This window comes from Tenacibaculum piscium (assembly GCF_021390715.1).
Taxonomy (GTDB): domain Bacteria; phylum Bacteroidota; class Bacteroidia; order Flavobacteriales; family Flavobacteriaceae; genus Polaribacter; species Polaribacter piscius.
The window spans coordinates 185-26,329 of sequence record NZ_JAJGWT010000010.1 but is presented as its reverse complement, the minus strand read 5'-3'; the positions used below and the strand labels follow the sequence as shown (position 1 = coordinate 26,329).

The 26,145-nt window shown below is 31.3% G+C and carries 31 protein-coding genes; 9 read left to right on the top strand and 22 right to left on the bottom strand.

Features of this window, described 5'->3' with window-relative positions:
- Nucleotides 1–96: 96 nt before the first annotated feature.
- Together polA and L0U77_RS09770 are read left to right on the top strand one after the other, a co-directional pair.
- Entirely contained in the window at nucleotides 97–2,949 is a 2,853-nt protein-coding gene (gene polA / locus L0U77_RS09775; RefSeq protein ID WP_233901109.1) for a DNA polymerase I, read from the top strand.
- A gap of 28 nt (nucleotides 2,950–2,977) precedes the next feature.
- Nucleotides 2,978–3,367, top strand: coding sequence for a hypothetical protein (locus L0U77_RS09770; protein WP_101918406.1), 390 nt, complete (start codon nucleotides 2,978–2,980; stop codon nucleotides 3,365–3,367).
- Between the two features lie 36 nt (nucleotides 3,368–3,403).
- Here L0U77_RS09770 and L0U77_RS09765 read toward each other — a convergent pair whose 3' ends face one another.
- Together L0U77_RS09765 and L0U77_RS09760 are read right to left on the bottom strand one after the other, a co-directional pair.
- Nucleotides 3,404–5,068 (bottom strand): Ig-like domain-containing domain, encoded by a 1,665-nt coding sequence (locus tag L0U77_RS09765; RefSeq protein WP_233861737.1) that lies wholly within the window; start codon nucleotides 5,066–5,068, stop codon nucleotides 3,404–3,406.
- Between the two features lie 53 nt (nucleotides 5,069–5,121).
- Nucleotides 5,122–5,814: a ComF family protein gene (locus L0U77_RS09760; RefSeq protein ID WP_101918408.1), complete on the bottom strand. Its 693-nt coding sequence runs from the start codon at nucleotides 5,812–5,814 to the stop codon at nucleotides 5,122–5,124.
- Between the two features lie 53 nt (nucleotides 5,815–5,867).
- On the opposite strand from L0U77_RS09760, the gene L0U77_RS09755 reads away from it, so the two are divergent.
- The 7 genes from L0U77_RS09755 to serS all read left to right on the top strand — a co-directional run bounded on the left by L0U77_RS09755 (nucleotide 5,868) and on the right by serS (nucleotide 12,378).
- Nucleotides 5,868–6,428: a class I SAM-dependent methyltransferase gene (locus L0U77_RS09755; protein WP_101918409.1), complete on the top strand. Its 561-nt coding sequence runs from the start codon at nucleotides 5,868–5,870 to the stop codon at nucleotides 6,426–6,428.
- A gap of 158 nt (nucleotides 6,429–6,586) precedes the next feature.
- Nucleotides 6,587–7,465, top strand: a complete 879-nt coding sequence (locus L0U77_RS09750; protein WP_233861735.1) for a hypothetical protein — start codon at nucleotides 6,587–6,589, stop codon at nucleotides 7,463–7,465.
- Nucleotides 7,466–7,527: 62 nt separating this feature from the next.
- Nucleotides 7,528–9,069, top strand: a complete 1,542-nt coding sequence (locus L0U77_RS09745) for a glycine--tRNA ligase (RefSeq protein WP_233897535.1) — start codon at nucleotides 7,528–7,530, stop codon at nucleotides 9,067–9,069.
- Nucleotides 9,070–9,188: 119 nt separating this feature from the next.
- Nucleotides 9,189–9,440: a hypothetical protein gene (locus L0U77_RS09740; protein ID WP_233901108.1), complete on the top strand. Its 252-nt coding sequence runs from the start codon at nucleotides 9,189–9,191 to the stop codon at nucleotides 9,438–9,440.
- Between the two features lie 64 nt (nucleotides 9,441–9,504).
- The gene (locus L0U77_RS09735; RefSeq protein ID WP_233897537.1) at nucleotides 9,505–10,431 is read left to right on the top strand and encodes a bifunctional riboflavin kinase/FAD synthetase; all 927 of its coding nucleotides are present in this window, start codon (nucleotides 9,505–9,507) and stop codon (nucleotides 10,429–10,431) included.
- 358 nt (nucleotides 10,432–10,789) lie between these two features.
- A complete protein-coding gene (locus L0U77_RS09730) occupies nucleotides 10,790–11,017 on the top strand; it encodes a helix-turn-helix domain-containing protein (protein ID WP_159459605.1) in 228 nt (75 codons plus the stop codon).
- A gap of 86 nt (nucleotides 11,018–11,103) precedes the next feature.
- On the top strand, nucleotides 11,104–12,378 hold the full coding sequence (serS, locus tag L0U77_RS09725) for a serine--tRNA ligase (protein WP_193700246.1): 1,275 nt from the start codon (nucleotides 11,104–11,106) through the stop codon (nucleotides 12,376–12,378).
- Nucleotides 12,379–12,599: 221 nt separating this feature from the next.
- On the opposite strand, the gene L0U77_RS09720 is transcribed toward serS, so the two are convergent.
- The 20 genes from L0U77_RS09720 to L0U77_RS09630 all read right to left on the bottom strand — a co-directional run.
- Entirely contained in the window at nucleotides 12,600–13,277 is a 678-nt protein-coding gene (locus L0U77_RS09720; RefSeq protein WP_233861726.1) for a response regulator transcription factor, read from the bottom strand.
- A complete protein-coding gene (locus L0U77_RS09715) occupies nucleotides 13,246–15,210 on the bottom strand; it encodes a tetratricopeptide repeat-containing sensor histidine kinase (RefSeq protein WP_233901107.1) in 1,965 nt (654 codons plus the stop codon). The genes L0U77_RS09720 and L0U77_RS09715 overlap by 32 nt, the downstream gene beginning before the upstream one ends.
- A gap of 191 nt (nucleotides 15,211–15,401) precedes the next feature.
- Nucleotides 15,402–16,049 (bottom strand): formyltransferase family protein, encoded by a 648-nt coding sequence (locus L0U77_RS09710; protein WP_193707940.1) that lies wholly within the window; start codon nucleotides 16,047–16,049, stop codon nucleotides 15,402–15,404.
- Complete coding sequence (locus tag L0U77_RS09705; protein WP_233901135.1) at nucleotides 16,033–16,527, bottom strand: GNAT family N-acetyltransferase; 495 nt, start codon at nucleotides 16,525–16,527, stop codon at nucleotides 16,033–16,035. Before L0U77_RS09705 ends, L0U77_RS09710 begins: the two co-directional genes overlap by 17 nt.
- Entirely contained in the window at nucleotides 16,473–17,168 is a 696-nt protein-coding gene (locus tag L0U77_RS09700; RefSeq protein WP_233901106.1) for a hypothetical protein, read from the bottom strand. The genes L0U77_RS09705 and L0U77_RS09700 overlap by 55 nt, the downstream gene beginning before the upstream one ends.
- A gap of 330 nt (nucleotides 17,169–17,498) precedes the next feature.
- Complete coding sequence (locus tag L0U77_RS09695; protein WP_233901136.1) at nucleotides 17,499–18,071, bottom strand: hypothetical protein; 573 nt, start codon at nucleotides 18,069–18,071, stop codon at nucleotides 17,499–17,501.
- Nucleotides 18,072–18,079: 8 nt separating this feature from the next.
- Nucleotides 18,080–19,624: a hypothetical protein gene (locus L0U77_RS09690; RefSeq protein ID WP_233901105.1), complete on the bottom strand. Its 1,545-nt coding sequence runs from the start codon at nucleotides 19,622–19,624 to the stop codon at nucleotides 18,080–18,082.
- Nucleotides 19,624–20,526 carry a phage baseplate protein gene (locus L0U77_RS09685; protein ID WP_233901104.1) on the bottom strand — a complete coding sequence of 301 codons (903 nt, stop codon included), beginning with the start codon at nucleotides 20,524–20,526 and terminating at the stop codon, nucleotides 19,624–19,626. The genes L0U77_RS09690 and L0U77_RS09685 overlap by 1 nt, the downstream gene beginning before the upstream one ends.
- Entirely contained in the window at nucleotides 20,523–20,987 is a 465-nt protein-coding gene (locus L0U77_RS09680) for a hypothetical protein (protein ID WP_233901103.1), read from the bottom strand. The genes L0U77_RS09685 and L0U77_RS09680 overlap by 4 nt, the downstream gene beginning before the upstream one ends.
- Complete coding sequence (locus tag L0U77_RS09675) at nucleotides 20,977–21,810, bottom strand: nucleotidyltransferase (protein WP_233901102.1); 834 nt, start codon at nucleotides 21,808–21,810, stop codon at nucleotides 20,977–20,979. Before L0U77_RS09675 ends, L0U77_RS09680 begins: the two co-directional genes overlap by 11 nt.
- A gap of 37 nt (nucleotides 21,811–21,847) precedes the next feature.
- Nucleotides 21,848–22,147 carry a hypothetical protein gene (locus L0U77_RS09670; protein WP_233901101.1) on the bottom strand — a complete coding sequence of 100 codons (300 nt, stop codon included), beginning with the start codon at nucleotides 22,145–22,147 and terminating at the stop codon, nucleotides 21,848–21,850.
- Nucleotides 22,125–22,562 carry a hypothetical protein gene (locus tag L0U77_RS09665; protein ID WP_233901100.1) on the bottom strand — a complete coding sequence of 146 codons (438 nt, stop codon included), beginning with the start codon at nucleotides 22,560–22,562 and terminating at the stop codon, nucleotides 22,125–22,127. The genes L0U77_RS09670 and L0U77_RS09665 overlap by 23 nt, the downstream gene beginning before the upstream one ends.
- Entirely contained in the window at nucleotides 22,562–22,843 is a 282-nt protein-coding gene (locus tag L0U77_RS09660; RefSeq protein ID WP_058884452.1) for a hypothetical protein, read from the bottom strand. The genes L0U77_RS09665 and L0U77_RS09660 overlap by 1 nt, the downstream gene beginning before the upstream one ends.
- 5 nt (nucleotides 22,844–22,848) lie before the next feature.
- The gene (locus tag L0U77_RS09655) at nucleotides 22,849–23,061 is read right to left on the bottom strand and encodes a hypothetical protein (RefSeq protein WP_233901099.1); all 213 of its coding nucleotides are present in this window, start codon (nucleotides 23,059–23,061) and stop codon (nucleotides 22,849–22,851) included.
- Complete coding sequence (locus L0U77_RS09650; RefSeq protein ID WP_172505903.1) at nucleotides 23,061–23,525, bottom strand: hypothetical protein; 465 nt, start codon at nucleotides 23,523–23,525, stop codon at nucleotides 23,061–23,063. Before L0U77_RS09650 ends, L0U77_RS09655 begins: the two co-directional genes overlap by 1 nt.
- Nucleotides 23,477–24,043, bottom strand: coding sequence for a hypothetical protein (locus L0U77_RS09645; protein ID WP_233901098.1), 567 nt, complete (start codon nucleotides 24,041–24,043; stop codon nucleotides 23,477–23,479). The genes L0U77_RS09650 and L0U77_RS09645 overlap by 49 nt, the downstream gene beginning before the upstream one ends.
- A 1-nt stretch (nucleotide 24,044) precedes the next feature.
- The gene (locus tag L0U77_RS09640) at nucleotides 24,045–25,046 is read right to left on the bottom strand and encodes a hypothetical protein (protein WP_233901097.1); all 1,002 of its coding nucleotides are present in this window, start codon (nucleotides 25,044–25,046) and stop codon (nucleotides 24,045–24,047) included.
- A 1-nt stretch (nucleotide 25,047) separates the two neighbouring features.
- Nucleotides 25,048–25,647 carry a DUF6046 domain-containing protein gene (locus tag L0U77_RS09635; RefSeq protein WP_233901096.1) on the bottom strand — a complete coding sequence of 200 codons (600 nt, stop codon included), beginning with the start codon at nucleotides 25,645–25,647 and terminating at the stop codon, nucleotides 25,048–25,050.
- Nucleotides 25,640–25,765, bottom strand: coding sequence for a hypothetical protein (locus L0U77_RS11880; RefSeq protein ID WP_256363414.1), 126 nt, complete (start codon nucleotides 25,763–25,765; stop codon nucleotides 25,640–25,642). Before L0U77_RS11880 ends, L0U77_RS09635 begins: the two co-directional genes overlap by 8 nt.
- A gap of 59 nt (nucleotides 25,766–25,824) precedes the next feature.
- Nucleotides 25,825–26,145 (bottom strand): hypothetical protein (locus L0U77_RS09630; RefSeq protein WP_233901095.1); only part of this gene is annotated, 321 nt, incomplete at its 5' end.

Genomic DNA, 26,145 nt, shown 5'->3' with positions numbered 1-26,145 from the left:
GTAGCTTTACTCCCGAAATTACGCTCACTATTTTAAGGCGATTTTCTTTCAAAAAAGACATATTTTAATACACTTCAACAGGCTTAAAAAAAACTCATGGCAAATCAAAAAAGACTTTTTTTACTCGATGCTTTCGCTTTAATTTTTAGAGGATATTACGCATTTATAAAAAATCCACGGATTAACTCTAAAAATATGGATGTTTCCGCCGTTTTAGGCTTTACCAATTCGATGTTAGATGTTATCAAACGAGAACGCCCCGACCATTTAGCCGTGTGTTTTGACCGTGGCGGTTCGGTCGCTAGAACAACCGCTTTCCCCGACTATAAAGCCAACAGACAAGAAACTCCTGAGGCCATTAAAATTGCCATTCCGTATATCGAAAAAATGCTAGAAGCGATGAATATTCCTGTAATTGTAAAAACAGGATATGAAGCCGATGACATTATAGGAACGCTCGCAAAAAAAGCCGAAACAGCAGGTTATCAAGTTTTTATGGTAACCCCTGATAAAGATTTTGCACAATTAGTTTCTGAAAATATTTTTATATACCGTCCTCGTTTTGGAGGCGGATACGAAACTTGGGGAATTGCCGAAGTTCAAGAAAAATTTGGGGTAGAACGTCCTGAACAAGTGATCGATTATTTAGCCATGATGGGCGATGCCGTCGATAATATTCCTGGATTACCTGGCGTAGGAGATAAAACCGCTAAGAAATTTTTAGCCCAATATGGCTCTATGGAAAATCTGCTAGCAAATACCGCAGATTTAAAAGGAAAAATGAAAGAAAAAATAATCGAAAATGCAAAACTTGGTCTTTTATCCAAAGAACTTGCCACGATTATGTTAGACGTTCCTGTCGAATTTCATGAAGAAAATTTTGAAATGTGTCAGCCAAATATTCAAGCAACTGCCGATATCTTTAATGATTTAGAATTTCGACGTTTAGCAGACACCTTTGTTCGAATATTTACCGCCGCTGTTCCTGTAAAAGCAGGTGAAAAAGCATCCGAAGAAAATATAGCGAATAAACAAGAAACAAAAAATATTCCTGTTACAAATACAACAGGACAATTTGACTTATTCGCCACTCCTGGAACAGGAACAACCAACCAAGAAACTACCATTTCAGGCTTCAAAACCATTGAAAATACACCGCATTTTTATCAACATATAAATTCTCCACTAGCAAGAAAATTATTAGTATCTAAATTAATGCAACAAAAATCGGTATGTTTTGATACCGAAACCACAGGCTTAAAAGCCTTGGAAGTTGAATTAATCGGAATTTCATTTTCTTGGGAAAAAGGAAAAGGATATTATGTCTCTTTTCCAGAAAATCAAGAGGAAACAACCGCTATTTTAGAAGAATTTAAACCGTTTTTTCAAGCATCAACCATTGAAAAAATTGGACATAATTTAAAATATGACCTCAAAGTTTTATCAAATTATAAAATTACCGTTAAAGGAAAATTATTCGATACCATGATTGCGCATTATTTAATTAATCCTGATATGCGTCATGGAATGGATATTTTAGCCGAAACCTATTTAAACTATAAACCTGTTCCAATTATAGAATTAATTGGGAAAAAAGGGAAAAATCAACTGTCGATGCGAACTGTTGAAATCGAAAAACAAACCGAATATGCTGTTGAAGATGCCGATATTACCTTGCAATTAAAAGAGCATTTTACAAAAGAGCTAGAAAGCGGAAATGTAACCAAGTTATTTAATGATATTGAAACGCCTTTAGTCTCGGTTTTAACAGCCATGGAAATTGAAGGAATCAACTTAAATGTGCCATTTTTAAAAGAACTTTCTGTTGATTTAGGCAACGATATTGAACGTTTAGAAAAAAATATTTACCAGCAAGCTGGCGAAGAATTTAATATCGGTTCTCCAAAACAACTAGGAATTGTTTTGTTTGAAAATATGAAATTGGTCGAAAAACCGAAAAAAACAAAAACAGGACAATATTCAACCGCCGAAGATGTGCTTTCCTTTTTAGCAAAAGACCATCAAATTATTCGAGATATTCAAGAATATCGCCAATATAAAAAATTAAAAAGTACCTATGTTGATGCTTTGCCCAACGAAATAAATTCAAAAACAGGACGTATTCACACCTCGTATGCACAAGCCGTTGCATCCACAGGAAGATTAAGTTCTAACAATCCGAACTTGCAAAATATTCCGATTCGTACCAAAAGAGGACAAGAAATTCGAAAAGCTTTTATCCCAAGAGATGAAAATTATGTGTTATTAGCCGCCGATTATTCTCAAATTGAATTGCGAATAATCGCCTCATTAAGCCAAGAAGAAACCATGATGGAAGCCTTTAAAAATGGCGAAGATATTCATGCTTCTACGGCATCAAAAGTTTTTAATGTTCCTTTAAATGAAGTAACTCGGGAACAACGTAGCAACGCAAAAACGGTCAATTTTGGTATTGTTTATGGGGTTTCGGCATTCGGATTGAGCAATCAAACCGATTTATCTCGAAAAGAAGCCAAAGAATTAATTGATACCTATTATGAAACCTATCCGAAGTTGAAAAATTACATGGCAAAACAAGTCGATTTTGCACGTGATAATGGCTATGTAGAAACGGTTTTAAATCGTCGTAGATATTTAAAAGATATCAATTCTAGAAACGGAATGGTGCGTTCAGGAGCGGAAAGAAATGCTGTAAATGCCCCAATTCAAGGAAGTGCCGCCGATATTATCAAACTCGCAATGATTACTATTTATAAGCGATTTGAAAAAGAAAATTTTAAATCGAAAATGCTTTTGCAAGTACATGATGAACTGGTTTTTGACGCTCATAAAGATGAATTAGAAATTATCAAACCAATTATTAAACAAGAAATGGAAAATGCCTTTAAAATGGAAGTTCCGTTAGATGTTGAAATCGGAATTGGTGAAAATTGGTTGCAAGCACATTAAAAAATATTAAAATATTAAGGAAGCAAAAATGGAAGTAGATTTTATAGAGAATATCAATGGTTTTGATGAAAATGTAGTGCGTTTATACAACTTCAACAAAGCCGAAGCAATTAAATTTAGCGCATTGCTTCAAGAAACAATTATTGAAAAAAGACAAAAATTAAACCTCGCTGAAATTGATTTTATTCAAACCAAAAATTGTAATTTAATCTTCGGTTTATTCAATTCTGATGAAGGAATTTTAACCAAAGATAATCAGACATTTTTTTGCGTACTCACCCTTGAAGGGTTTGAAAATATGTTGAAATTAATAGCACCATTTTGCCAAAAAGAAACTAGAAGTTATCAGTATTTATATGATATTGATAATCCAACAGAATTATTATTTTGCCCAAGTGCAAGTGCATATAATGAGTAACAAAAAAAACCTCAGATTAATTTCTGAGGTTTTTTGTTATTTAATAATAAATACTTCATTCATTTCCCAATTGGCTCGTAATTTGAAGCTGTTTTTAAAATAAAGTATTGGTTCAGGTTGTTGTTTTAATAAAAAATTTCCTGTATCCCAAATAGTGTTTTTATTTTTATCGATAATAGCTCGAACCGTATATTCTTTAGGCGGTAATAACTCAAAAATTACTTTTTCAGATGAAGAAATATACTGTGTTTTTAGCACTTTCTTTTTTTGTAAAAGTTGAATAATTACAGGAAAATTTGTTTGTTTTTTGATATCTAAAATAATACTTCCGTACTCTTGAGCGCTACGTGTTTTAAATTGATATGTTAACGTATCATTGCTAGTTTCATATATATCGGTAAATCCTTTTGGCAAAACACCAAAAGTATAGCTAGTTTCTGGTGTTTTATCAAACAAAACCGATAACTTATTGATTGCTTGTTTTTTAATTTTAAAATCAACTAAAATAGTGTCTTTATTTTCTAATGAATTTAATGAAGTTAACGAAAATTTTGAGGCATCAAAAGTTACAATCGGATTATTAGTTTCTAAAAACAAGGTATCTTTTAAATGTAAAACACTTTTTATTTCTGATAAAATAACTAAAGAATCGATTTGTTTTTTACGAAAACGCACTGTTATAGTGTCTTTTAAATTATTTTTAAAGTTATTTTTAAAGTTATTTTTAAAGTTAGCTTTTAAATTATTTTTATTACTTACAATAAAAGTTAAAGAATCTTGTTGGAGTGGCGTAAACCAATAATTTAAGGTGTCTTTATCTTTTTCGTATGCCGAAAATGCTTTAAAAGAAGCAGGAACTTTTGATAATAATTCGACTTTTAAGGCTTCTTTTTGTCCTTCATATCCGAATTGAATTTTTCCTTTTGAAACTTCTTTTCCTCTTTTAAATTGATAAGATGGCACTTCTTTAAAAAGTGTTATCGGACTTGAAATTAAGGTGTCTTTTGGCAATGAAATCGTGTCTTTATAAAAACCTATTTCATCGGTTTTACTACTGAAAATATAATCGCTTGATGTTTCTTTTAACGCCAATAATAAATAGTTTCCTGCTTGTAAATTGGTGAATTTAAAAGTAGTGGAATCCAACGTACTTGTTACGTAATTTGGCTTTTTTTTGTAGATAATCGAATCGTTATAAATACTATCGAAACGATATAATAAAACGCTACTATTTTTTAATTTTTTAGTAGATAACATTCTTCTTACCGAACCTTTTAATGTTAAAGAATCAATAAAACTTCCTGTAGAAAACACGTATTTAAAACTTTCTAAAGCATTATTTTCGTTATTATCTTGTACCGAATTTCCAAAATTAAACGTGTACGTAGTATTGGTTTTTAGGGTATCTAAAATTTTAATATTGATATATTTACTTGGTGTTCCTTGGGGCGTTATAATAGGTGGATATTTCAATGGAGGAGAAACGACTAATTGCTTGGTTAAATCCTTTAAAACAACGTATTCATTAAATTGAATTTTAATGTTTTTTGCCTTAAAATGAGTCGTTTTATGCGGTGGTTTTACCGTCATCATAATGGGTGCTTCCTCATCTTTTGGACCTCCTTCAGGTCTTCCTTTTCGAGCACAACTCATCAGGATACTCACAACTAAAACGACTAAAAATAATGTCTTATTTTTCACAAATTGATTCTTTAAATAGAACATCAAAAGTACTAAAATAACACTAACAAAAATTAGTCTTTTTGAACACTCGCCATAGTTGCAATACTGATACGAATATTTTTGGTAACCGATAACGCCTGACAACACGCCACTAAAGTTGCGCCTGTGGTCATTACATCGTCAATTAATAAGATATGTTTATCTTCAAAAAAAGTAGTATCTGTTAGTTTAAACGTGTTTTCGATGTCCAAAAATCGCTCGAAACGACGCTTAGTTGTTTGCGTTTTTGCCGAACTTACTTTTATTAAAATATCAGGTTGATACACAATATTTAAAATAAGTCCTAACCTTTGTCCAAACATTGTCAGCTGATTATAGCCTCTTTTTTTTAATTTTGAAGGATGAATCGGTACAGGAATTATACAATCAACATCCTTAAAAATAGCCGTTTTTTTTAAATGCTCTCCAAACCAATTCGCTATAAAAACGCCAATTGCTGGCTGATTTTTATATTTTAACTCCTGAATTATTTTTTGTCCAATTCCTAATTTCTGATAATACATAAAAGAACGTACATTTTCAACCTGATATTTCCCATAAAAAGGAAGTAATAAACTACTGTTTATAGGAAGATTATCTTCAATAAGTGGCAAATTATGATGACAAAAAACACATAAATACAGTTGTTTTTTCAGTAACATATCAGAACAATTGACACATAATTTTGGATAAAATAAATAGAATATATCTTTTAAATAGTGCATCTTTACCAGCGATATTTGAATAGGAAATATACAAAAAAAAACATTATATTATTTTGAGTAAAAAATTTAACTTCTTTAAAGAAGCGGTCAAAAATTACAAAACATCAGGCACCGTTGCCCCTAGTTCTAAGTATTTAGCAAAGAAAATGCTTCGGAAAATTAATTTTGAAACAGCAAACGTTCTTATAGAATTAGGCCCAGGAAATGGTGCAATCACCCATAGTATTTTAGAAAAAATTCAACCAAATGCCGTGCTTATCTGCTTCGAAATTAATGATGCTTTTTATCTAGAATTGAAAAAAATAAAACATCCGCAATTAATCGTGCTAAAAGCATCCGCAGAAAAAATAACAACCGAAATTCAAAAACTCGGCTACAAAAAAGTAAATCATATCATTTCTAGCCTGCCACTTACCATTATTCCTGCTGAAATATCAACCACTATTCTAAAGGAAAGTTTTCAAATATTAGAAAAAAATGGGCTGTTTATTCAATATCAATACAGTTTAAGCTACTATAAAAAATTGAAAGAATTCTTCGGAAACAACATAAAACTAAATTTTGAATCTCGTAATTTTCCACCCGCTTTTATTTACGAATGTTTAAAAAAATAGTACATTAACCAAATTATTATCAAAGTAAGAAAAAAATTATAGCAAAAATATTACCACAAACTTACTTAATTCATAAAAAAAAATAATAATTCATAAACAAAGACAAAAATAAAAGAATAAAAAACATATAAATACAGCCCTAATCACTCCCCATTATTATGACACTACAACAAAAAAAAAGCGCCCTAATTGTTATACTTCTACTATTAACATTAGGTTTAACACTTTTTTCACTTCAAAAATCAAGTCAATATAGCGATCTTCAAAAAGTATTTCATAATGAAAAAACTGCGTTAGAAAAGGAATTAGACCAAATGATTAAAGATTATACTGATGTTGTTGGTCGAAAAAAACATATCTCCAAAAAATTGCAAACTGAAATTGTAAAAATGAAAAAGTTGCAAGAAGAAATAAAAAACTTAAAAGCAACTAATTATAATACAATCGCAAAGTACAAACAGAAAATTATCCGCTTACAACAAGAAAATAAAAAATTATTCCTACAAGTAGATTCCCTACACACCGAAAATCAATTATTAATTATCAAAAATAAAAATACCAGCGATATTTTAGCTCAAAAAGAAACCATTAATACCTCTTTATCTGAAAAAAATGACGCACTAAAAGAAAAAGTAGCCCTTGGTAGTATTCTTAAAACAAGTACAATCAACGTAGTGGCAATGAAAGAACGCAATAGCGGGAAATTAACATCCACTTCAAGAGCTAGCAGAACCGATGCTTTTAGAATTAATTTCGATTTATTGAAAAATCTCGTCGCCGAAGCAGGTGAAAAAACCGTGTTTATTCAAATCATAAATCAAAATAACAACGTAATTGCTCCTAAAGGAATTTTAACATTAAATGACGGAAATCAAATCCAATATTCCGATACCATAAAAGTAAATTATACCAATGACACCTTAAGTTTAGTATCGCTAATTTTAGTCAATAGAACCGATATCATCAAAGGAAAATATACCATAAGTGTCTTTGTCGATACCGCATACGCAGGAACAACAACCTTTAATTTACGATAAATAATAAAATTAATTTAAAAATAAAACAACCCTAGTTTAAATACTTATTTTATTTTTGTAAGATGGCAAAACAAGAAGATCAATTTAAAAAAGTAATATCACACGCAAAAGAATATGGTTATGTATTTCAATCTTCTGAAATTTATGACGGATTAAGTGCGGTGTACGACTATGCTCAAAATGGCGTTGAGTTAAAAAAAAATATTAGAGATTATTGGTGGAAAGCAATGGTGCAAATGCACGAAAACATTGTAGGAATTGATGCATCTATTTTGATGCACCCAAACACATGGAAAGCCTCTGGGCATGTCGATGCGTTTACCGATCCGTTAATTGATAATAAAGATTCAAAAAAACGATACAGAGCCGATGTTTTAGTAGAAGATTATTGTGCTAAAATTGAAGCTAAAATTGACAAAGAAGTTGCAAAAGCTCAAAAACGATTTGGAGACTCTTTTAATAAAGATGAATTTTTAGCAACCAATGGACGTGTTTTAGGCTATCAAGAAAAAATTAATACCATTTTATCTCGCTTAGGAAAATCTTTAGAAAAAGAAGATTTAGCCGATGTAAAATTATTAATTGAAGAATTAGCCATCGCAGACCCACTTACTGGTTCTAAAAATTGGACAGACGTTAAACAATTTAACTTAATGTTTGGGACAAAATTAGGCGCTTCTGCAGAATCTGCAATGGATTTATATTTACGTCCAGAAACAGCACAAGGTATTTTTGTAAACTTCTTGAATGTGCAAAAAACAGGAAGAATGAAAATTCCTTTCGGAATCGCACAAACAGGAAAAGCATTTCGTAATGAAATTGTAGCTCGTCAATTTATTTTTAGAATGCGTGAATTTGAACAAATGGAATTGCAATTTTTTGTAAAACCTGGAACGCAAAAAGAATGGTACAACACGTGGAAAGAAACCCGCTTAAAATGGCATTTATCGTTAGGAATGGGCGCAGAAAATTATCGTTTTCATGACCACGAAAAATTAGCACATTATGCCGATTCGGCAGCTGATATTGAATTTAAATTTCCCTTCGGATTTAAAGAATTAGAAGGAATTCATTCTCGTACCGATTTCGATTTAAAAGCACATGAAGATTTTTCAGGAAAGAAATTACAATATTTCGACCATCAAGAAAATAAAAGCTATACGCCTTATGTCGTAGAAACTTCTATCGGATTGGACAGAATGTTTTTAGCTGTTTTTTCAAATTCGCTACAAGAAGAAACCCTAGAGAACGGAACAACCAGAACCGTATTGAAATTACCCGCAGTTTTAGCACCTGTAAAAGCCGCTATTTTACCACTAGTTAAAAAAGATGGTTTGCCAGAGGTTGCTCGTGAAATTATGCACGATTTACAATGGGATTTTAATGTTTCTTATGATGAAAAAGATGCCGTTGGTCGTCGTTATCGTCGTCAAGATGCCAATGGAACACCATTCTGTATCACCGTAGACCACGATACCTTACAAGATAATATGGTTACCATTCGTCATCGAGATACCATGGAACAAAAAAGAGTGCCTATTTCAGCATTGAAAAATATTATTGAACAAGAAGTTGCCGTGAAAAATTGGTTGCAAAAAATGTAAAGATACGCTCAATTAAAAATAACATATAATCAAAAATCCTATCATTCATAAGATGATAGGATTTTTATATTTTTGTCAAAAGTATCTTCCAAAATTAAAATCAAACTAAAATTAAACTAATGAAAACAATCCTAAAAATATTATTCATCATCTTTTTACTTTGGATGCTTACAGGTGCCTATTTTTTAAATACAGAACACCTAAAAGCACCAATTATAATGGGACTTGGCGTGTTATATATGGCATTTATATTGATGCCCTTATTTATTTTTTATCGCTATAAAGATGGAAAATATAAAAAATATGTCATCAATACAGGACAACAAGTAAAAACTACTCAAAAGACAACAGAAAAAATATCAGAAAAATAAAAAAAGTTAAATAAACAGTATCGAAGCTCTTTTACAAAACGTATTTTTGCTCAAATTTATTATCTTGAAAATTATCCATTCCATTTTTGATTTTAAACCAACTCAAAAAACAATTGTAACTATTGGAACTTTTGATGGCGTACATATCGGACATCAAAAAATAATTCGAGAATTGGTTGCCGAAGCAAAAGATTTTGATAAAAAATCAGTGCTTTTAACTTTTTTTCCGCATCCAAGAATGGTATTGCAAAAAGATGCTACTATCAAACTTATCAATACCATTGATGAACGTGCCGAACATCTTGAAAAATTAGGACTCGATTATCTAATTATTCACCCGTTTAGCAAAGAATTTTCAACACTTACAGCACTCGATTTTGTACAGAATATCTTGGTAAAACAATTTAATACTTCCAAATTAATTATCGGATATGACCATCATTTTGGTAAAAATAGAGAAGGAAATATTACCCAATTAACCGAATATTCGCATTTATACGACTTTACAGTCGAAGAAATTCCTGCACAAGATATTGACCAAGTTTCCGTTAGTTCTACCAAAATTAGAAAAAACTTAGCCGATGGACACTTAAAAACTGCCAATAATTATTTAGGATATCCATTTTCTTTATCAGGAAAGGTAGTTCAAGGAAAACAATTAGGTCGGAAAATCGGGTTTCCTACCGCAAATATCGAAATTCCTGAATCCTATAAATTAATTCCGAAAAAAGGCGTGTATGTTGTTAGCGCAATCATTCAAAATAATACCGTTTTTGGAATGATGAACATCGGAAATAGACCAACCGTTCATGGAAAAAATCAAACTATTGAAATCCATTTCTTCGATTTTAAAACCGATTTATATCATCAAAATATAACCGTCGAATTATTGTACTTTTTAAGAGAAGAACAAAAATTCGATTCGCTAAATGATTTAGTTATCCAACTTGAAAAAGATAAAAATACAAGCCTCGAATATCTGAAAAAATAAACTTGAAAAATTACGCCAAAAGCTACGTTAATAAGAACGCCCTCCCTGAACATCTAAATTAAAAATAACTTTTAAGCGTAATTTCGGGGGAAATAAGACCATTTACACTTCTTTTTTAAAGAATTTCTATCGAAAAATATAATTTTATTTAAAATAAAAAGTTGCGTTAAGAGCTAAATTTTAATATACACCCTTCACGATATAAAAAATAACAAGATAACTCTTAGACGCAACTCTTAGATAATCTTAAGTAATCTTTAAAAAAATATTTAAAGCAAATTTAAAGCATTGGTACTAGAGTCAAATGACATAGTTGTCATTATATTTTAAGATGTTTTTAAGAATTTTATGTCAAAAAATGATACTCTCCAAAGAAGAGATAATCCTAAAAAAAATGGTGCTTTGTCTTAAAATATTACGTGATAAAAATGGAATTAGTTCTAATGATTTTTATATTGATACAGGTATTCATTTAGCTAGAATTGAACAAGGAAGAACCAATATAACCATACTCACACTCGAAAAAATATGCGATTACTTCAATATAACCATGTTAGATTTTTTTATCATGCTCGAACAAATTTGAACAAATCAGCAAAAAACATCACTAAAAAACAGGTTGTTTAATTCTACGGCTTCTTATATCTTAGCAATTCTTAAAAAAGATAAAAGATGTTACAGGTTCAGTTTATTAGAGACAACAAACAAGTTGTTTTAGACGGTTTAGCAAAACGTAATTTTGCCAATGCCGAAACAATTATTAATCAAGTATTAACTTTTGATGAAACACGTAGAGCTACGCAGGTTTCTTTAGATAATGTATTAGCTGAATCAAACAAAATATCCAAAGAAATTGGTGGTTTCTTTAAAACAGGCGAAGTTCAAAAAGCCAACTTATTAAAAGAAAAAACAGGGCAATTAAAAGAAGAATCTAAGCAATTAACCGAAGCATTAAATAACGCCAGTAATTCATTACAAGAAGTATTATATCAAATTCCGAATATTCCGCACGCATCAGTAAAAGCTGGAAAAAGTGAAGAAGACAATGAGAAAATTTTTAGTGAAGGAATTATTCCTGATTTAGGTGAAAACGCTTTACCTCACTGGGAATTAGCCAAAAAATATGATATCATCGATTTTGAATTAGGAACAAAAATTACCGGTGCAGGTTTTCCTGTTTATAAAGGAAAAGGCGCTCGTTTACAACGTGCTTTAATCAACTATTTTTTAGATAAAAATACTGCTGCAGGTTATAAAGAAGTACAAGTTCCGCATTTAGTGAACGAAGCTTCAGGAATCGCCACAGGACAATTGCCAGACAAAGAAGGGCAAATGTATCATGCAACTGTTGATGATTTATATTTAATCCCAACGGGAGAAGTGCCGATTACCAATATCCACAGAAATGATTTACTAAAAGAAACCGATTTACCGATTAAATATACAGGTTATACGCCTTGTTTCCGTAGAGAAGCTGGTAGTTATGGTGCACACGTTCGTGGATTAAATCGTTTACATCAGTTTGATAAAGTAGAAATTGTTAGAATCGAACATCCTGATAATTCGTACCATGTTTTAAGCGAAATGGTTGAACATATTAAAGATATTTTACGTGATTTGAAATTACCATATCGAATTTTACGTTTATGCGGTGGCGATACTGGTTTTACATCAGCATTAACTTTCGATTTTGAGTTGTATTCTACAGCGCAAGAACGTTGGTTAGAAATTAGTTCGGCTTCAAATTTTGAAACATATCAAGCAAATCGTTTAAAATTACGTTTTAAAAATAAAGACGGAAAAAGTCAATTTGTACACACTTTAAATGGAAGTTCTTTAGCCTTGCCAAGAGTTTTAGCAGGAATTTTAGAAAACTATCAAACAGCCGACGGAATTAAAATTCCAGATGCCTTAGTACCTTATTGTGGTTTTGATAAGATTGACTAAATTTAATTATAAATAGGATTCCTTTAAAATAAAAGGATTAAAAAAACTATCAGAATAAATCTGATAGTTTTTTTAATCCTTTTCTCTTTCTTTAATCTTTTTTTCTTTCTTTTTCAGAATATTTTCCCAAATAAATGTTAAATTCTTTTACAAATATACAAGGACTTTCTTTACTTAAAAAGGGGTTTACCGCAATAAAAAACGCAGATTACCGCAATATTCTAATCTAAAACACCTAATTCTTTTGCTTTTAATACTAAATCAGTATTATTATGCGCTTGTAAATCTCCTCGGAGTTTTGCTAATTTGGCTTCTATTGATCTTATTTTAACTAAAGATCCATCTGTTTTTTTTATAAATCCTTCTAAATTTATAATTTTAGCATGTTTTGGCAATTCTTTTAAAATTTGAATAGCAACCTCATCCATTTGAATTTCAATTAAAGCTCTTTTTAATAATTTCTGATGTATTTCATGTGTATAATACACCTCTCCTTTTACTATTTTTTTAATAGCAAATGTTAATTCATCTGTATTACAATTTCCTTTTAAAATATACGCACTAGGATTTAAATTATGGATAACATTAAAAACCCGATTGGTTTCAGAATGCCCTGTAATAACACCTGTTTTAATATCAATATTTTCTTTTTGAAGAGCTTTTATCAAAGCTTCGCCACCATCTAATGCCGTACTTCCTGCTGTATCATCGAAACTTAAATCAGTAAAAACAATATCAAAAGGCGTGTTATGAATTGCTGTTTTTATTTTAGAAAAAGCTTCATCGCAACAATTAGTGGTTTCTATAACTAAATTATTAATATTTTTTAGGCAGGAAAGTATGCCTTCGAGTATTAATTGATGATCATCAACTAAGAGTATTTTTATTGGTCCAAGCATTTAGGGGGATTTGAATAGTCGTTAAGGTTCCAACGCCTACCTCACTTTTTATATCTAGAGTTCCGTTTAACTCTTCAATACGTTCTTGTAGATTTTGTAAACCAATTCCTTTTTTGTTGATCTTGGCATCAAAACCAATACCATTATCTTCCATTTGCAAAAATACATGATTCTTATGCATCACAAAAGTTATTATTACTTTACTCGCTTTTGCATGTTTTTTACAATTCTGTATTGTTTCACGGATACTTAAATACAACAATCTGTTAATAGCATCATTTAGTGCTTCCCAGTTATTTTCTTGTAAACCTGTAACGGTTATTCTAAAATTGAGTTCAAAATAATCACTTACTAAATTAATTACTTGGTCTTTAAAGGACACTTTACCAAAACTAACACTACTTAATTGATGTGATAAATTACGTACATTTTCTTTTACGTCATCTAACTTTTGAGCTTCATCCAATAAGTTTGATTTCTTTAATTTTTGATGTAATAAACGTAAATCTCCTGCAACTTCGTCGTGTAATGATTTTGCAATTTGTTGTCGTTCATCTTCTCTAGCGGTTATTCTTTCTAATTGCGCTTGATATAATAGTTTTCTTTTTCTATAAAAATAAAATAAAACACTGCTCATAAATAATAATAAACCAGTCGCCGCAACTAATCGACCAATAGTTCGTTGTTGTTTATGATATACTATTTCTAGTTGTTTGCTTTTATTTTCTGTTTTTAAAACCGTATTTTCTTTTTCTTTTTTATCAGTTTCATACCTAATTTTAGCAAACTGATTTTTTAATCGACGTTCTTTTTCAAATAAACTGTCGTTAAGTTGTATATATTCTTCTAAATATTTTTTAGCTTCTTGTCCTTTATTAAGGTCTGATAAAAGTTTTAAACATTCTAAGACGATTTTATTATTTCTTGTTTTTCTAGCTAATTTTAAACCAATATTTGCATGTTTTTCTGCTAGTATATAGTTTTTGTTTTTGATATATGCTTCTGTTAAAAAAGCATGAGAAAAACTTTCTGCGTATGAGTTTTTAAGTTTTTTTCGACCTTCTAAAACTATTTTATAACCTTTTATTGCTTTTTTTGTATCGCCTTGTAGAAAATAAATTGAAGATAAGTTACCTAAAAAAGATTGATAATTTTTAGGATATTTTATTTCTAAACTATCTGTATCTAAACCTTCTTGAAATAAAGAAATTGCTTTTTCATAATTACCTTGATCTTTATAAGTCATCCCTATATTATTCAAAAGGTTTAAGTAATTTTTTTCTCTTTTGCGTTTTATCTTATTGTACTTCGCGATATTCTGTGCTTTATGATAATAGGCTCGGGCTTCTTTTGGTCTTTTTAAACTCGCTAAGGCATTTCCTAAGGTTTGATATAACGAAATTAAAACGCGATATTTCTTCAAAGGTTCTACATATTTTAAACCTTCAACCGTTGTTATTTCACAGCCTAAAAAGTCGAGTTCTTTTACCTGAATAATTGCCATAGACAAAAGCCTTCTGCCTATTTCGGCAGAATCTTTTAAAGCGACAGATATATTTTTTGATTTATGATAATAGTAAAAAGTACTATCTAAATTATTTTTTATTTTATGGTTTAAAGCGGCAAAATGATATGCTTTTGCCAAAGAGAAAGAGTCTTTTTTTATACCATAGTGTTTTAGTAATTTATTTTTTGAGAATGTTAAACCTAAGGTGTCTTTACTAAAATAACTTTGTTTACCATAGGCTATGCTTGTTTTCTTTAAAAGGGAATCTTTCTTTAAATCATTTGAAAGTATCACTGCTTTTTTAAGGTATGATAACTTCCTTATTCCTTTTGCATTGTTTAAATAAAAAGAAATAGAATCTTTTTGCTCTTGAGAGCAAACAAAAAAGGCAGTAAGTAGTAAGAAAAAAACAAGAATTTTTTTCATAAGATAAAAGAGTTCTCTATTTTAAGTAAGATACAATATTTATTTTTCAGAAAAAAAACTAAGACATTTTATAATCAGCAAAACGAAAAGTACCAAAAAATAAAACAAAAAGTACATTTTTTCACCAATTTAATACACCTTTAAATAGTGATTAAGCACCTTTTAATCACTATTTAAAAATGTTAATTACACTACTCAATCATTAATAAATCAGGTTTATAAATATCAGCTACTACCATAGATGGCTCAAAAGTCGATAAACTTTCATCCTGAGCATTCTTTATTATAATTCCGTTAGATATATCATCCAAAGCTTTACTCATAAGATTTAAGCCCATTGGTTGCAGTTTATCTCTCCATAATCTACTGGAAGCTACTTTTAATTTTAAGCTAAAATATTTAGGGTGTAATATTGTAAAATCTTGGTAAGCAATATCGCCTCTATCAATTCCAGAATTTAACCAAAATACTGTTCCTCCAGTAACAGACTCCCGCATCTTAATTGCCCACTGTACGGCACTTTTACCTCTATGTAATGGTAATAAACTTGGATGATAACCTATCCAGCCTAATTTAGCCTTGTAACGAGTTCTTTTACCCACATAGTCAAATGAATGGGCGGTAATCCCTAAGTCCACACCTTTAGGAAAAGTATCTCCATTTAGCATTCCCGCAGGAATTATCGGGATTTCATTTTTAGCCGCTAAGGGCTTTATATACTTATCGTCTAAAGGGCAACAAACACCCACAACATTAAATCCTTTTTTTAAGCATATGCTTAAAATCATTTCAGCAAAATACTTTTGACCGCTTATAAATACGTTAAAACGTTTCTCCATTTCCTAAAAATTTAAATCCTTGAATTGCTCTAAAATGACCACCATAGCCACCACCTTTAAATGCACCTTTTTTAGCTGTTTTTGCTATGCTCTCAATAGAGCGTTTTTTATTAGCACCATAAAGCTTAGCACTAGTTTGTTGCCATTTAGCAGAAGAACGCAAATAATTTGCAAGTTGCGGATGGCTCGTGTGAAAAAATGTATGAAAATTTTTATTTCTACGCCCATAGCCATCTAAATGGTATTGCATTATTTGGTTTAAAAAGGCAGTTCCAACTCCTGCACCTTGCCACTCGGGCATTACAACAAGCCTTGATGCCCTATAAGCATTTGCCGTAAATAAAGGCATCACAGCCACATGACAAACAAGCTCGCCGTTTACTGTTCCAACAAAATACTCCGCACATGGTGGGTGTTTTAAGTCTAAATAATAATGYTCTTTAAAATACTTCCAGTAAGTTCCGTTTGTCTTGAAAATATCAAGTTTGATTTTTGGTCGTTCGGAAATAGATTTTTTTTTTTAAGCTCTTGCGTTGTTGTGTTATAAACCCAGTCAGGTTGTAGCCATTCAATTATATCATAATGTGGGCTTAATAAAACTATTTTTTTCCCTTTATTACGCCTCCAACCTTTAGCAAAAGCTAATGCGCCAATCTTAGCTATTTGCCTATCTACAACGCTTGTAAATTCATCTACAACAACTTCATCTGGAGCATCAATAATTAACCTTGCCATTCCTGCTCTAAATTGTTGCCCGTTAGAAAGTACGTTAAATGGTTTTAGCCAACTCGGAACATCTCCAAGACCAACACTAGCTAATGCTGCGGTTACTTCTTCAAAACTTCCGTCTGGAGCAATACAATCTATAATTGGTTTACTATTATCCCAATCGGCATAAGGATTGTAAATCTTATTTTCCTTAAAAAATGATTTCCCAAGCGAGGTTTTCCCTGTTCCACTTGCGCCAATAATAAGACCAATTTGCCAATCATCATTATCAATTGGTATTTCTGCGGTGTGTTTCCATGTGTCCGCCTTATCAACGTTAAATAAACTTTTTACTCTTAAAGCTCTGTAGCTTTCAAAATCTTTTGTTTTGTGATTTACTTCTATTTTCATAATTATACGTTTACTAATCTTATTTTTAATCCTAGTTTTTTCATCTTGCTAAATAGCTCTTTTTGTTCCATTTCTGATTCTACAAGTAGAATAACTCCAAATTGTGGCTTGTAGTTAAATTTATTTTTAATCATATATAACACTTACTTTAATTAATATTCTTACTTTTGTGTCTCCTACAGTATTATTTTAAACAAGCAAAGCCCAATTAGAAGACTTATGTCCTCCAACTGGGCTTTGATGCTAAATTAAATTACTGTAGGAAAGTATTTATTTTGTTGGGGGACTTTTTATATCCCCATTTTGTTTCTTTTTCTTTTGATGATTTTATTACTGTTTTAGGACGTAGGTTGCTGTTAGGTCTTTTTTCCAATCCAAATCACTCGGTATTACGCCGTTTAATTTATCTAATTGTGTTTGATTTACGTAAATTATTGTTAGGTTTGGGTTGCTGTAGCAATAGAACCTATTCAACGCTATATTTTTACTTACATCTAATTCTGGTAATTGGGTAAAGGTGCAATGTATATAAGTTATCCTAATATTTTTAGTTACATCTAGTGTCGTAAGTTGGTTACTACCGCAGGATAAAACACGTAAATTAACATTTTTTGATACATCTAGTTTTGTTAATTGCATATCGCTGGAAAGTATACGAGTCAAACCCCTACTAGATTTAATCGTAACAGTTTCACTCCCTGTATTCCCACTAAAATCAATTACAGGTGTACCCTCTCCATCTCCAACTCCGTGATAATAAACATTACCTAAAGCATACCATTTAATAAGTCTCTGACTTCCACTAGGATAAAAACTTTCAGCAAAATAAACCTTCCAATCACTCGCATTACTCGTAGTAACCATAGTAATTTCTTGCCCCCCATACCTCCTTGAACTACTCATTCCCATAATTACGCTCTAATTAATTGCCCGCAAACGAAATACTCATTTGCGCCTGTTTTGGTTATTTCTACCATTGAATTTTGCCCATCAAATTCGAGTGTATCATTGATATTTTTTAATTCATTTGCGCTTCCTGATGTAGCTACTTTGCACGTTCCTGTTCCTTTGTAGAAATACTGCGCTTTGTCGCCAATTCGTGGAAATGAAGCGGTGTTTAGAATAATTTCAGTATTTGCATTATCTAACGGTACTATATCGCCAATATCCGAAGCTTTTGCCGTGTAGCTTGTTACTGATGATAGTGGTGCAACGGTTTGTTTTGGTTGTACGTTTTCAAGTAAAGCAATCTTTTTGAAGCCTAAAGAGACACCTTCTTTTGAATACGATTGAATATACAAACCTTCTCCGTGTGATTTTTTCCAAAAAGTAAATGCCCTTTCTTTTGAACTACCAAACCCAAAATGAACGGACGATCCCCACTGATAAGGAAACCCACTACTTCCGCCAGTGTTTGAAATCATTTGTATCCCTGTCTTTCCATACGTAAACGAGGCTGTTGCATTATTTTTATTAAAAGTAGTTAGTCTACTTATGAAGTCAGAAGCATTTTTACCTTCTAAAGTCTTTGCGTTTATTTCTAAAACATCTACATCAGTTTTTTTTAAGCTCTCTTTTGTGAATATCTTTTCAAAACCGTTTGAAGTACCATTTGGAGCATACGACTGGTAATGCAATTCATTATTAAAGTGGTTTTTCCAAAAAGTAAACGCACGCCTTTCGGATGTAGTAATGTCTGATGTATTTCCGAAGAAAAAATGAACAGATGCTCCGTATTCCTCAGGAAAACCAGTTGAACCTTTTGTGTTTGAAATTAATGAAATTCCAACACCTTTTCCTCTAGGAAATATCCCGTCTCCTGTTTCTCTATTTATCAATTTCTGACTACTAATAAACGCACCATTTACCTCGTCTTTTAATTGATATTTATCATCGTGATTATGATTAAGCAGACCAATATTCTTTTGGGCAATTTTTTGTTGTTCTTCGGATAAATTTTGAAAAACAACATAGCTCACTTTATTTGCTATTGAAGTAATTAAAGCATTATCGGCAGTATTCATTTCAGCTAATAATTCCTGAATAGAATTAATTTCCGTATCTGGATTATTCAATAACATTTGAACAACTTCATTCATTGCTAGTAAAAGAGCGTTGTCAGATTCCTGTTTATTGTAAACATCTTGTTTAGCTACGTAATAACTTGGTGGTTTATCGCCAAGTTTTAACGAGTTTACGGAAGTTCCTGTTTTATCCAATTTACCGTTCCAATTTTCACGGTCATTTTCCGAAGGATGCAATATTTCATCTTGTAAATGCGTATTAAACGCTTGTTTATCCGCCTTGGCTATTAACAATTTATTTAAACCCTCAATATCTTGGACACTAATATTTTCATCAATCCAACGAATCCATTTAAAGAAGTTATAAAATTGTTGTTCAGAAGGTTTGTCGTGTGTTTCAAACCATTTTTTTACGTTCTCTTGATGTTTCATTATCCTATAAATTGAATTGGTAACGCCACAATGTATGGCGGTAAATTGTTATGAGGTTTATTGTTTCCTTCAGAATCTGTTGTAAAATGATGAATATGACTTCCTGAATCTTTTATTAAACCATTACCGCTAACAAATTCACGTTTCCAATCTTGTCCTGAAAAATTCGATTGCCCATTAGAATTACCTAAAATTGAGCCCGTTTTACCTCCTCCAGAACCGTCCATTACATCATGATTATGACTACCAGCAGAACGTGTTCGCCCTTCATGTTGATGACTTGGCAGTTCAGAAGTTGTTAGTTGATGTGTTTTTTCACCGCCTTTTTTACCGATGCTATTAAATTCTGTTTGATTAGCATCGTACCCAACGAGCATACGCCCTAAAATATTATCAGTTCCGTTTTGTCCGTTAGCGATAAACCAACCTCTTTGCAATTCTGCTTGAGTTACACTTGTACCAACGTATTTTATTTCTTTGAAAATTGGTTTAATTTCTGCTAATTCTTTTTCTAGTTTTTTTACTTGATTTGATAAAACTATTAAGTTATCAATATGCTTAAAATCACTCCAAGGAATCGAATTTCCTGAAACTCCAAAAGTTGCATAGCGAGTAAAATAAACAGGTTTTTCGGTTTTATCTTCAAAAGTTGCTTTTGTTTCTTCTTGAATAATGACAACACTATTTTGCTTTATACCGCCACGGAATTCTAACAATTCGCCTTCTAAATAAATAAAACCGTTTGTTATTTGGTTTCCAACAACTTCACATCCACTGATAATTGTTTTATCACCTGCCAAAAACCCAAAAGCATTAAAAATCTGCCATGCTTTTTGCATTTCTGTAAGCGTATTTGTTTCCAAAGGAAAACCGCCATTTTGTTGAAAATCAAGATAATTCATATCGCAATTATTTTATATTTTTTTGTTCCTTTTTTGAATATTTCAATCCACTTTTCGAGTGCTATTTTTCTTGATTTTACAATGCTATCTGGTACGTAAACAATAAAATCAATTCCTGTATCGGCATAATCAGTTTTATCATTTATAAAAAGTTTACCAAGAAATACAGGTTTTTGTTCCGCCCGTGTATAAATATAATGTCGCTCAAATTGATTGCCATCGCCAATTTGTATCCTGCGTAATTCCTTATCAAAAACATCATTTAAAGCTTTACGTAAATAACATCTTTGCCCATTATGATTTAAAATAAATTTATCAGCAACCCGCATTTTTAAAAACTCGCCGTGTAAATTAGCTACTGGAGATACGAGCGTTTTTATAAAACCAATCATTTTTGGTTTGCGTAAATCGGTGGGTAATAAAAGTATTGCCCATTTATAAAAATCAATATTATACCACATAACTAATGTTTTCAAAAGTTTCAATTTCGAAATAACCACTTGCGGGTATTTTGCTAACTTCAATTAATTGTGGTGTTCCGTGTGTATCTTTTGAAGCGTCTAAAGAGCTACTTTTTACCTCCACAATATGTGCGATTTTAACGCCTTTAATTGCTTGTAATTTATCGACCATTGTTTGCAATATTAACTCGCCATCAAAAGGCAATTCTTTCATAAACTGCTGTAAAGCTTCCTCAATTGGCTTATTTCCGTGTAAAATTGACATACCAGTTTCATCTAAAACTAAGGCATCTCTATAAATTTTTAAGGTTAAAAATAGTTTATCCGCTAAATGATTTATAACGGTAATATCATCTCCAGCAAATTTAATTTCTTCAAAATATTGCTCTAAAGATTCTTCTTGTTGTGGCGTAATTCTTGAAAGTTTTCCGTTTATTTCCGTGGCGACTTTTATAACAATTGTTCCTGGTACTTCACCATCATTTGCGGTGGCATATTTTATAATTTTTGAAGCGTCTATTTCTTCGGATGTTGCTGTTTCATTTTGAAATTTATCGGTATCGGCAATTAAATCAAAACCATTTTGAAAAGCCAATGCCATAATTCTGTACCATGGCAATGTTCCTGCTTTTTCGTGTGCCAATCTATAATCGATGTACTTTCGGTGGGCATCAAAATAGCTTCGTAAATCTTGAAAACAAAAAGCCACGATAAACAAAAACAAATTCCAAATAGATACTTTGCTAGTACTATTTAAGTCTTTTAAGGAACTTTCATTTTCCTTAATGGCTATCATTTTAGCTTTAATTCCTTGTACTTTCATGGTCTTTTTTAAGTCTTTTTTGAATTATTCCTGAGCTTTAGCTCACTTTAAAATCAATTCCAATTGCCCAGCATCCGATGCCTTCACAACCTGTAATTACATCAATATTAGTTTGTGTTAATGCCGTTGCAGGAAGTATTTTTTTTGCTTGATAATAGTTTAAATGGTCTTTATTATAAATAACATTTTCAGGAATAATAATTTTATCTCCAGTTTCAATAACCTCGCTTGGTGCTTTATGATTCGCTTTTGCAATTAAAGAGGCATTAACCGCCAATCCTGTTGTTAAGATTGCGATATCTAAAAAAGATTGTTTATTGAGTGCTATTATTTGCATCTTTAAGTTGCTTTTTTAACAATTTGTTTTCAGTGTCTTTTTCTCGTAGCTCTCTTTTTAAAGAAAGTATAAATTTGTTTTTTAGCTTTATCTCATCTTCTAACAAGTTATTTTTTCGTTTATAAGAAGACTCTAGTTGGCTCATTTCTTCGGTCATCATTTGAAACTTTCGTTCCCATAACTGAGAAGTTTCTTGATATTTTTTTTCGTATCGAATCGGTAAATCATCTAGCGCTGCTTTATACATATCAATAACCTTAGAGCCGTTATCAATTTCTTTGCTTTCAACATCCGCCTCAACACCTTTTGTAATAGCCTTGTTTTTTCTTCGTTCCAAAATTGCCATTCCAACTCCTCCAGCTCCTAAAGTGTAACCCAATATTTCGCCTATATTTTCTTGTATAAAACTTACCATTAAATTTTAATTTTCAGGTTTTCAAAACCTCCAGTTAAATCAATCGTTGGATTTTTATAACCAACATATTCTAGTTGCATCTTTAAATTTCGTTTAAATTCAATTTCAGAAACATTGGTTTTTATATAATTAATCGCACCAAAACCAACTAAAGGAAATTCTTTAAACTCGCCTTTATTAGAAAGTAAAACAATTTCAACGTTTTGTTGATCCGATTTTCCAATCACAAAATCACCGTTTTCAATCGCTAAGTCACCATTTTCATCAAGTAATAAATCCATAATTATTATTTAATTATACCTGTTCCTGTTATCGGTCCACCTGTGGCACTAGCTCCAGTAACGGTGGTAGTTCTACCAATAACAAAATCGTTAATTGCTTTTGCTTCTTTAAGCGCCATTTCTTTGCGTGCTACTTCGGGTTTTATCGTTGGGTTATTCGAATATTCTTCACGGATTTCAAATAATTTATCGGCTAATTGCTTTTGAGTGCTAGGCATTATTTAAGTACTTTATTAAAACGTTTTTTTATGGCATTCATCGCAGGAACATTAATTGTATTTCCTTGGATAACTAAAATTTTATTTAGCTCATCAATTAAATCATTGACAATTGTTTTAAAGGATTCTCCTTTATTACCAACGGATAAACCTTGTTTATTACAATCAACTTCAAATTCATCAATTTGAATAGTAACACGGTCAATTTCGGTGTATTTTATAATGGCTGTTTCTTGCGGATTATTTTCAATTTCAACAACTAAAACCTCCGAGTTTATTTTTGGATATACAATAAAAGAACTTTCAAAATCGCCAACAACGGCATTTAAACGCACGTCTAATAATTCAGATAAATGTTCTCTTTCAACGGTGCAAGTAGTTTCTGTAATTTCAGTTACTTTGCCGATACTTGTTTTTAAAGCCTTTTTAGAAACCGAATTAATAGCCCGAACAAACTCCTCCATGATATTTTTGTTAAAAGCCAAACGCTTATAATTACTATTGAAATTTTACCCGCAGAAATCCAAAGTTTTTGCCACCAGCTCAATTGTTTTTCAATAATTTTAGCGGGCAGTGTTATTGTTTTAATTTTGCTTATTTGCTCTTGAATATGTTGTTCTTTCCATTTTACAAATAGCTTCTGGGCTTTAGCTTTGCAACTCACACTTAAAATATTATTTTCTAAATGTACCCTTGGAGGCTTTAAAATTTCTCCTGATATTTCCTTTGGAATTGCTGAATTATAATAAAAATTGCTTTTTTTATTTTCTTCTTGAGAAACAAGTATCGGATTATTATTAATACATTTAATGTAAGCGAAATAAAAAGAGCTATCTTTTTTGGTTGAAAAAATAGTATCTCTCAATATTTCTTTTATATTTTTTTTAGATTCAATACTTGTGTTTTCAATAGGTGGATTAATCGTTTTACAACTTATTAAACAAACTATTAAAAGCATACTTAAACAATATTTAAACATCATTTTATTTGATTTTAAAGGATACCTTATTTGTTCGTTTGTATCCGTCAGATTTATTAATATTTACAATAACACTCTCCACAAAAAGAGTCATATCTCGATGTTTGTCTGGATAGTTTGGGTCTGTTAATTTCATGCTATCTCCAGCATTTGTAAAAGGAATTGCCCAACTATCTAATGCACCACCGTAACCTGTATAAACATGAGCGTCGTGTATTTTATGCACCCATTCTTTTACTTCATTTTCTGATAAATTTAAAGGCAAATGCAATGTTCTATGATCGCCACTTGTATCGCCATATTCATAGGTTATCTTTTTAGAAGTTCCTGTTTGATGACTAATCGCTTTATAAAATCGTTTCCGTTGCTCTTTCGTTTCATATTTTAAACTGTTAGAATTTCGGATATTTTTACCAAAAACAAAATCATGCGATACTGCGGGTTTAAAATCAACGGTAAGCCCTGCGGTTAAAACTTTATTCTTAAAATAACATCGAATCCCATATTGTTGCTTGAGTTCTTCAATAACTTTATAAGGCGTTGCATTTTCAATCATAAATTTACCAAGAGGCATATTTAAAGCTTCAATTTCATAGGCTGGAGCGATAAACTTTAACAAATCTTCTAAGGTTACTGAAGCGAAAGTTTTATTTATTTTTTCTTTCTTTTTCAGTTGATACATTTCATCTTCACAGATTAAAAGCAACGGAATTTCTGCACCAATTTCATCAATATAACCTTCAAATTCTACTTTTAACTCGTCGTTATATCCAGCTTCTATTTTAATAGTATCGCCTGATTTTATGATTTCGAGCAAGTTCTTTTGTGCCAATGATACATTTTCGCCATTTTCCTGTGCATTTTTAAACGCTCTAGGAAGTGTAATTTTAGCGGTATCTGAAAACTTTTCAATAGTATTTTCTATATAAATAGACTCTACAACGCCAAATTGTATTGCTTCATTAATCGTGATTTTTACGGCAATATTATAATACTGATAATTCATTTTACATCGGATTTAATAGCGTATAATTAACTCCTTTTATGCTTTTAGCCGATAAACTAATTTGCACGGTATCGGCAAAACCTTCTACTGGCGTTATTGAAACGGCGGTTAAATAAATACTATCAATATCTTTGTCATAAAACTGTTCACCATAAACTTCAATAATATCATTATGCTCAAAAAAACGAGCTAATAAATCTATTTTATATGAAGGATATTCACGGTTATCAACATCTATTAAAATACCTCGAATATCAATAGACCACGGTTTTGTGCCCCAACGTTCAACAACAACGCTATCACTTCCTGATGCTTCCGTTTCAATTAAATTTTTCTCTCGAGAAAAACTTACCATTAACGGCGGTGCGTATGTATTGGTGTTTTTACCAGTAAGCATTTCGCCAAATAACAATTCTTCGCCTGCATATTTAAAAGTGATATTTTCGGCGTCTGAACAAGCATCGTTATAAAATTCAACATCATACTTATTATCTTCTTTAATAAGTATTGCTTTGTTTAGTAATTTGCTAATTGCAACCGCTCCAAAAGCGGCTGCATAACGAGCCGCTAAATTTATAACAATGGCTTCTCCGTTATTCATTTGTTTTAATTGTTAAAATACCTTGAGTTGATAACCAGTTTATTTGTGCCCATTTTATAGCCCAAACATCATCCGTTAATTTTTCAGGAAAAGGGATATGTAAAAAATGACTAATCAAAGCATCCGCCTTAAAATATAAATCGAATGCTTCTTCTTCGTTAAGCCTAGAACATCGCTCTAAACTTTCCCAAACTTTCCCTGGCGTATTGGAATTAAATCCATTAATAAACCCGCAACGGCATAAAACAATCCGTCATCGTTTACCACTTCCTCTTTACTTGTTAGCAAACAATTTTTAACTAAAATTTCTTGTCCTTTTTTTGGATCAGATTGCATGAATTTCATCGTTTGCCCCACAACGCTACGCTTTGGAATAATTGCCAATACTTCCAGCTCGTCAATATTAAAATCGTCTAATGGTAAAATCAACGATTTTAATTTGTCGCCGTGTTCTTTTTTTAGCGTTTCTTTTACTTCTTTACTAACTTCTTTTAATGC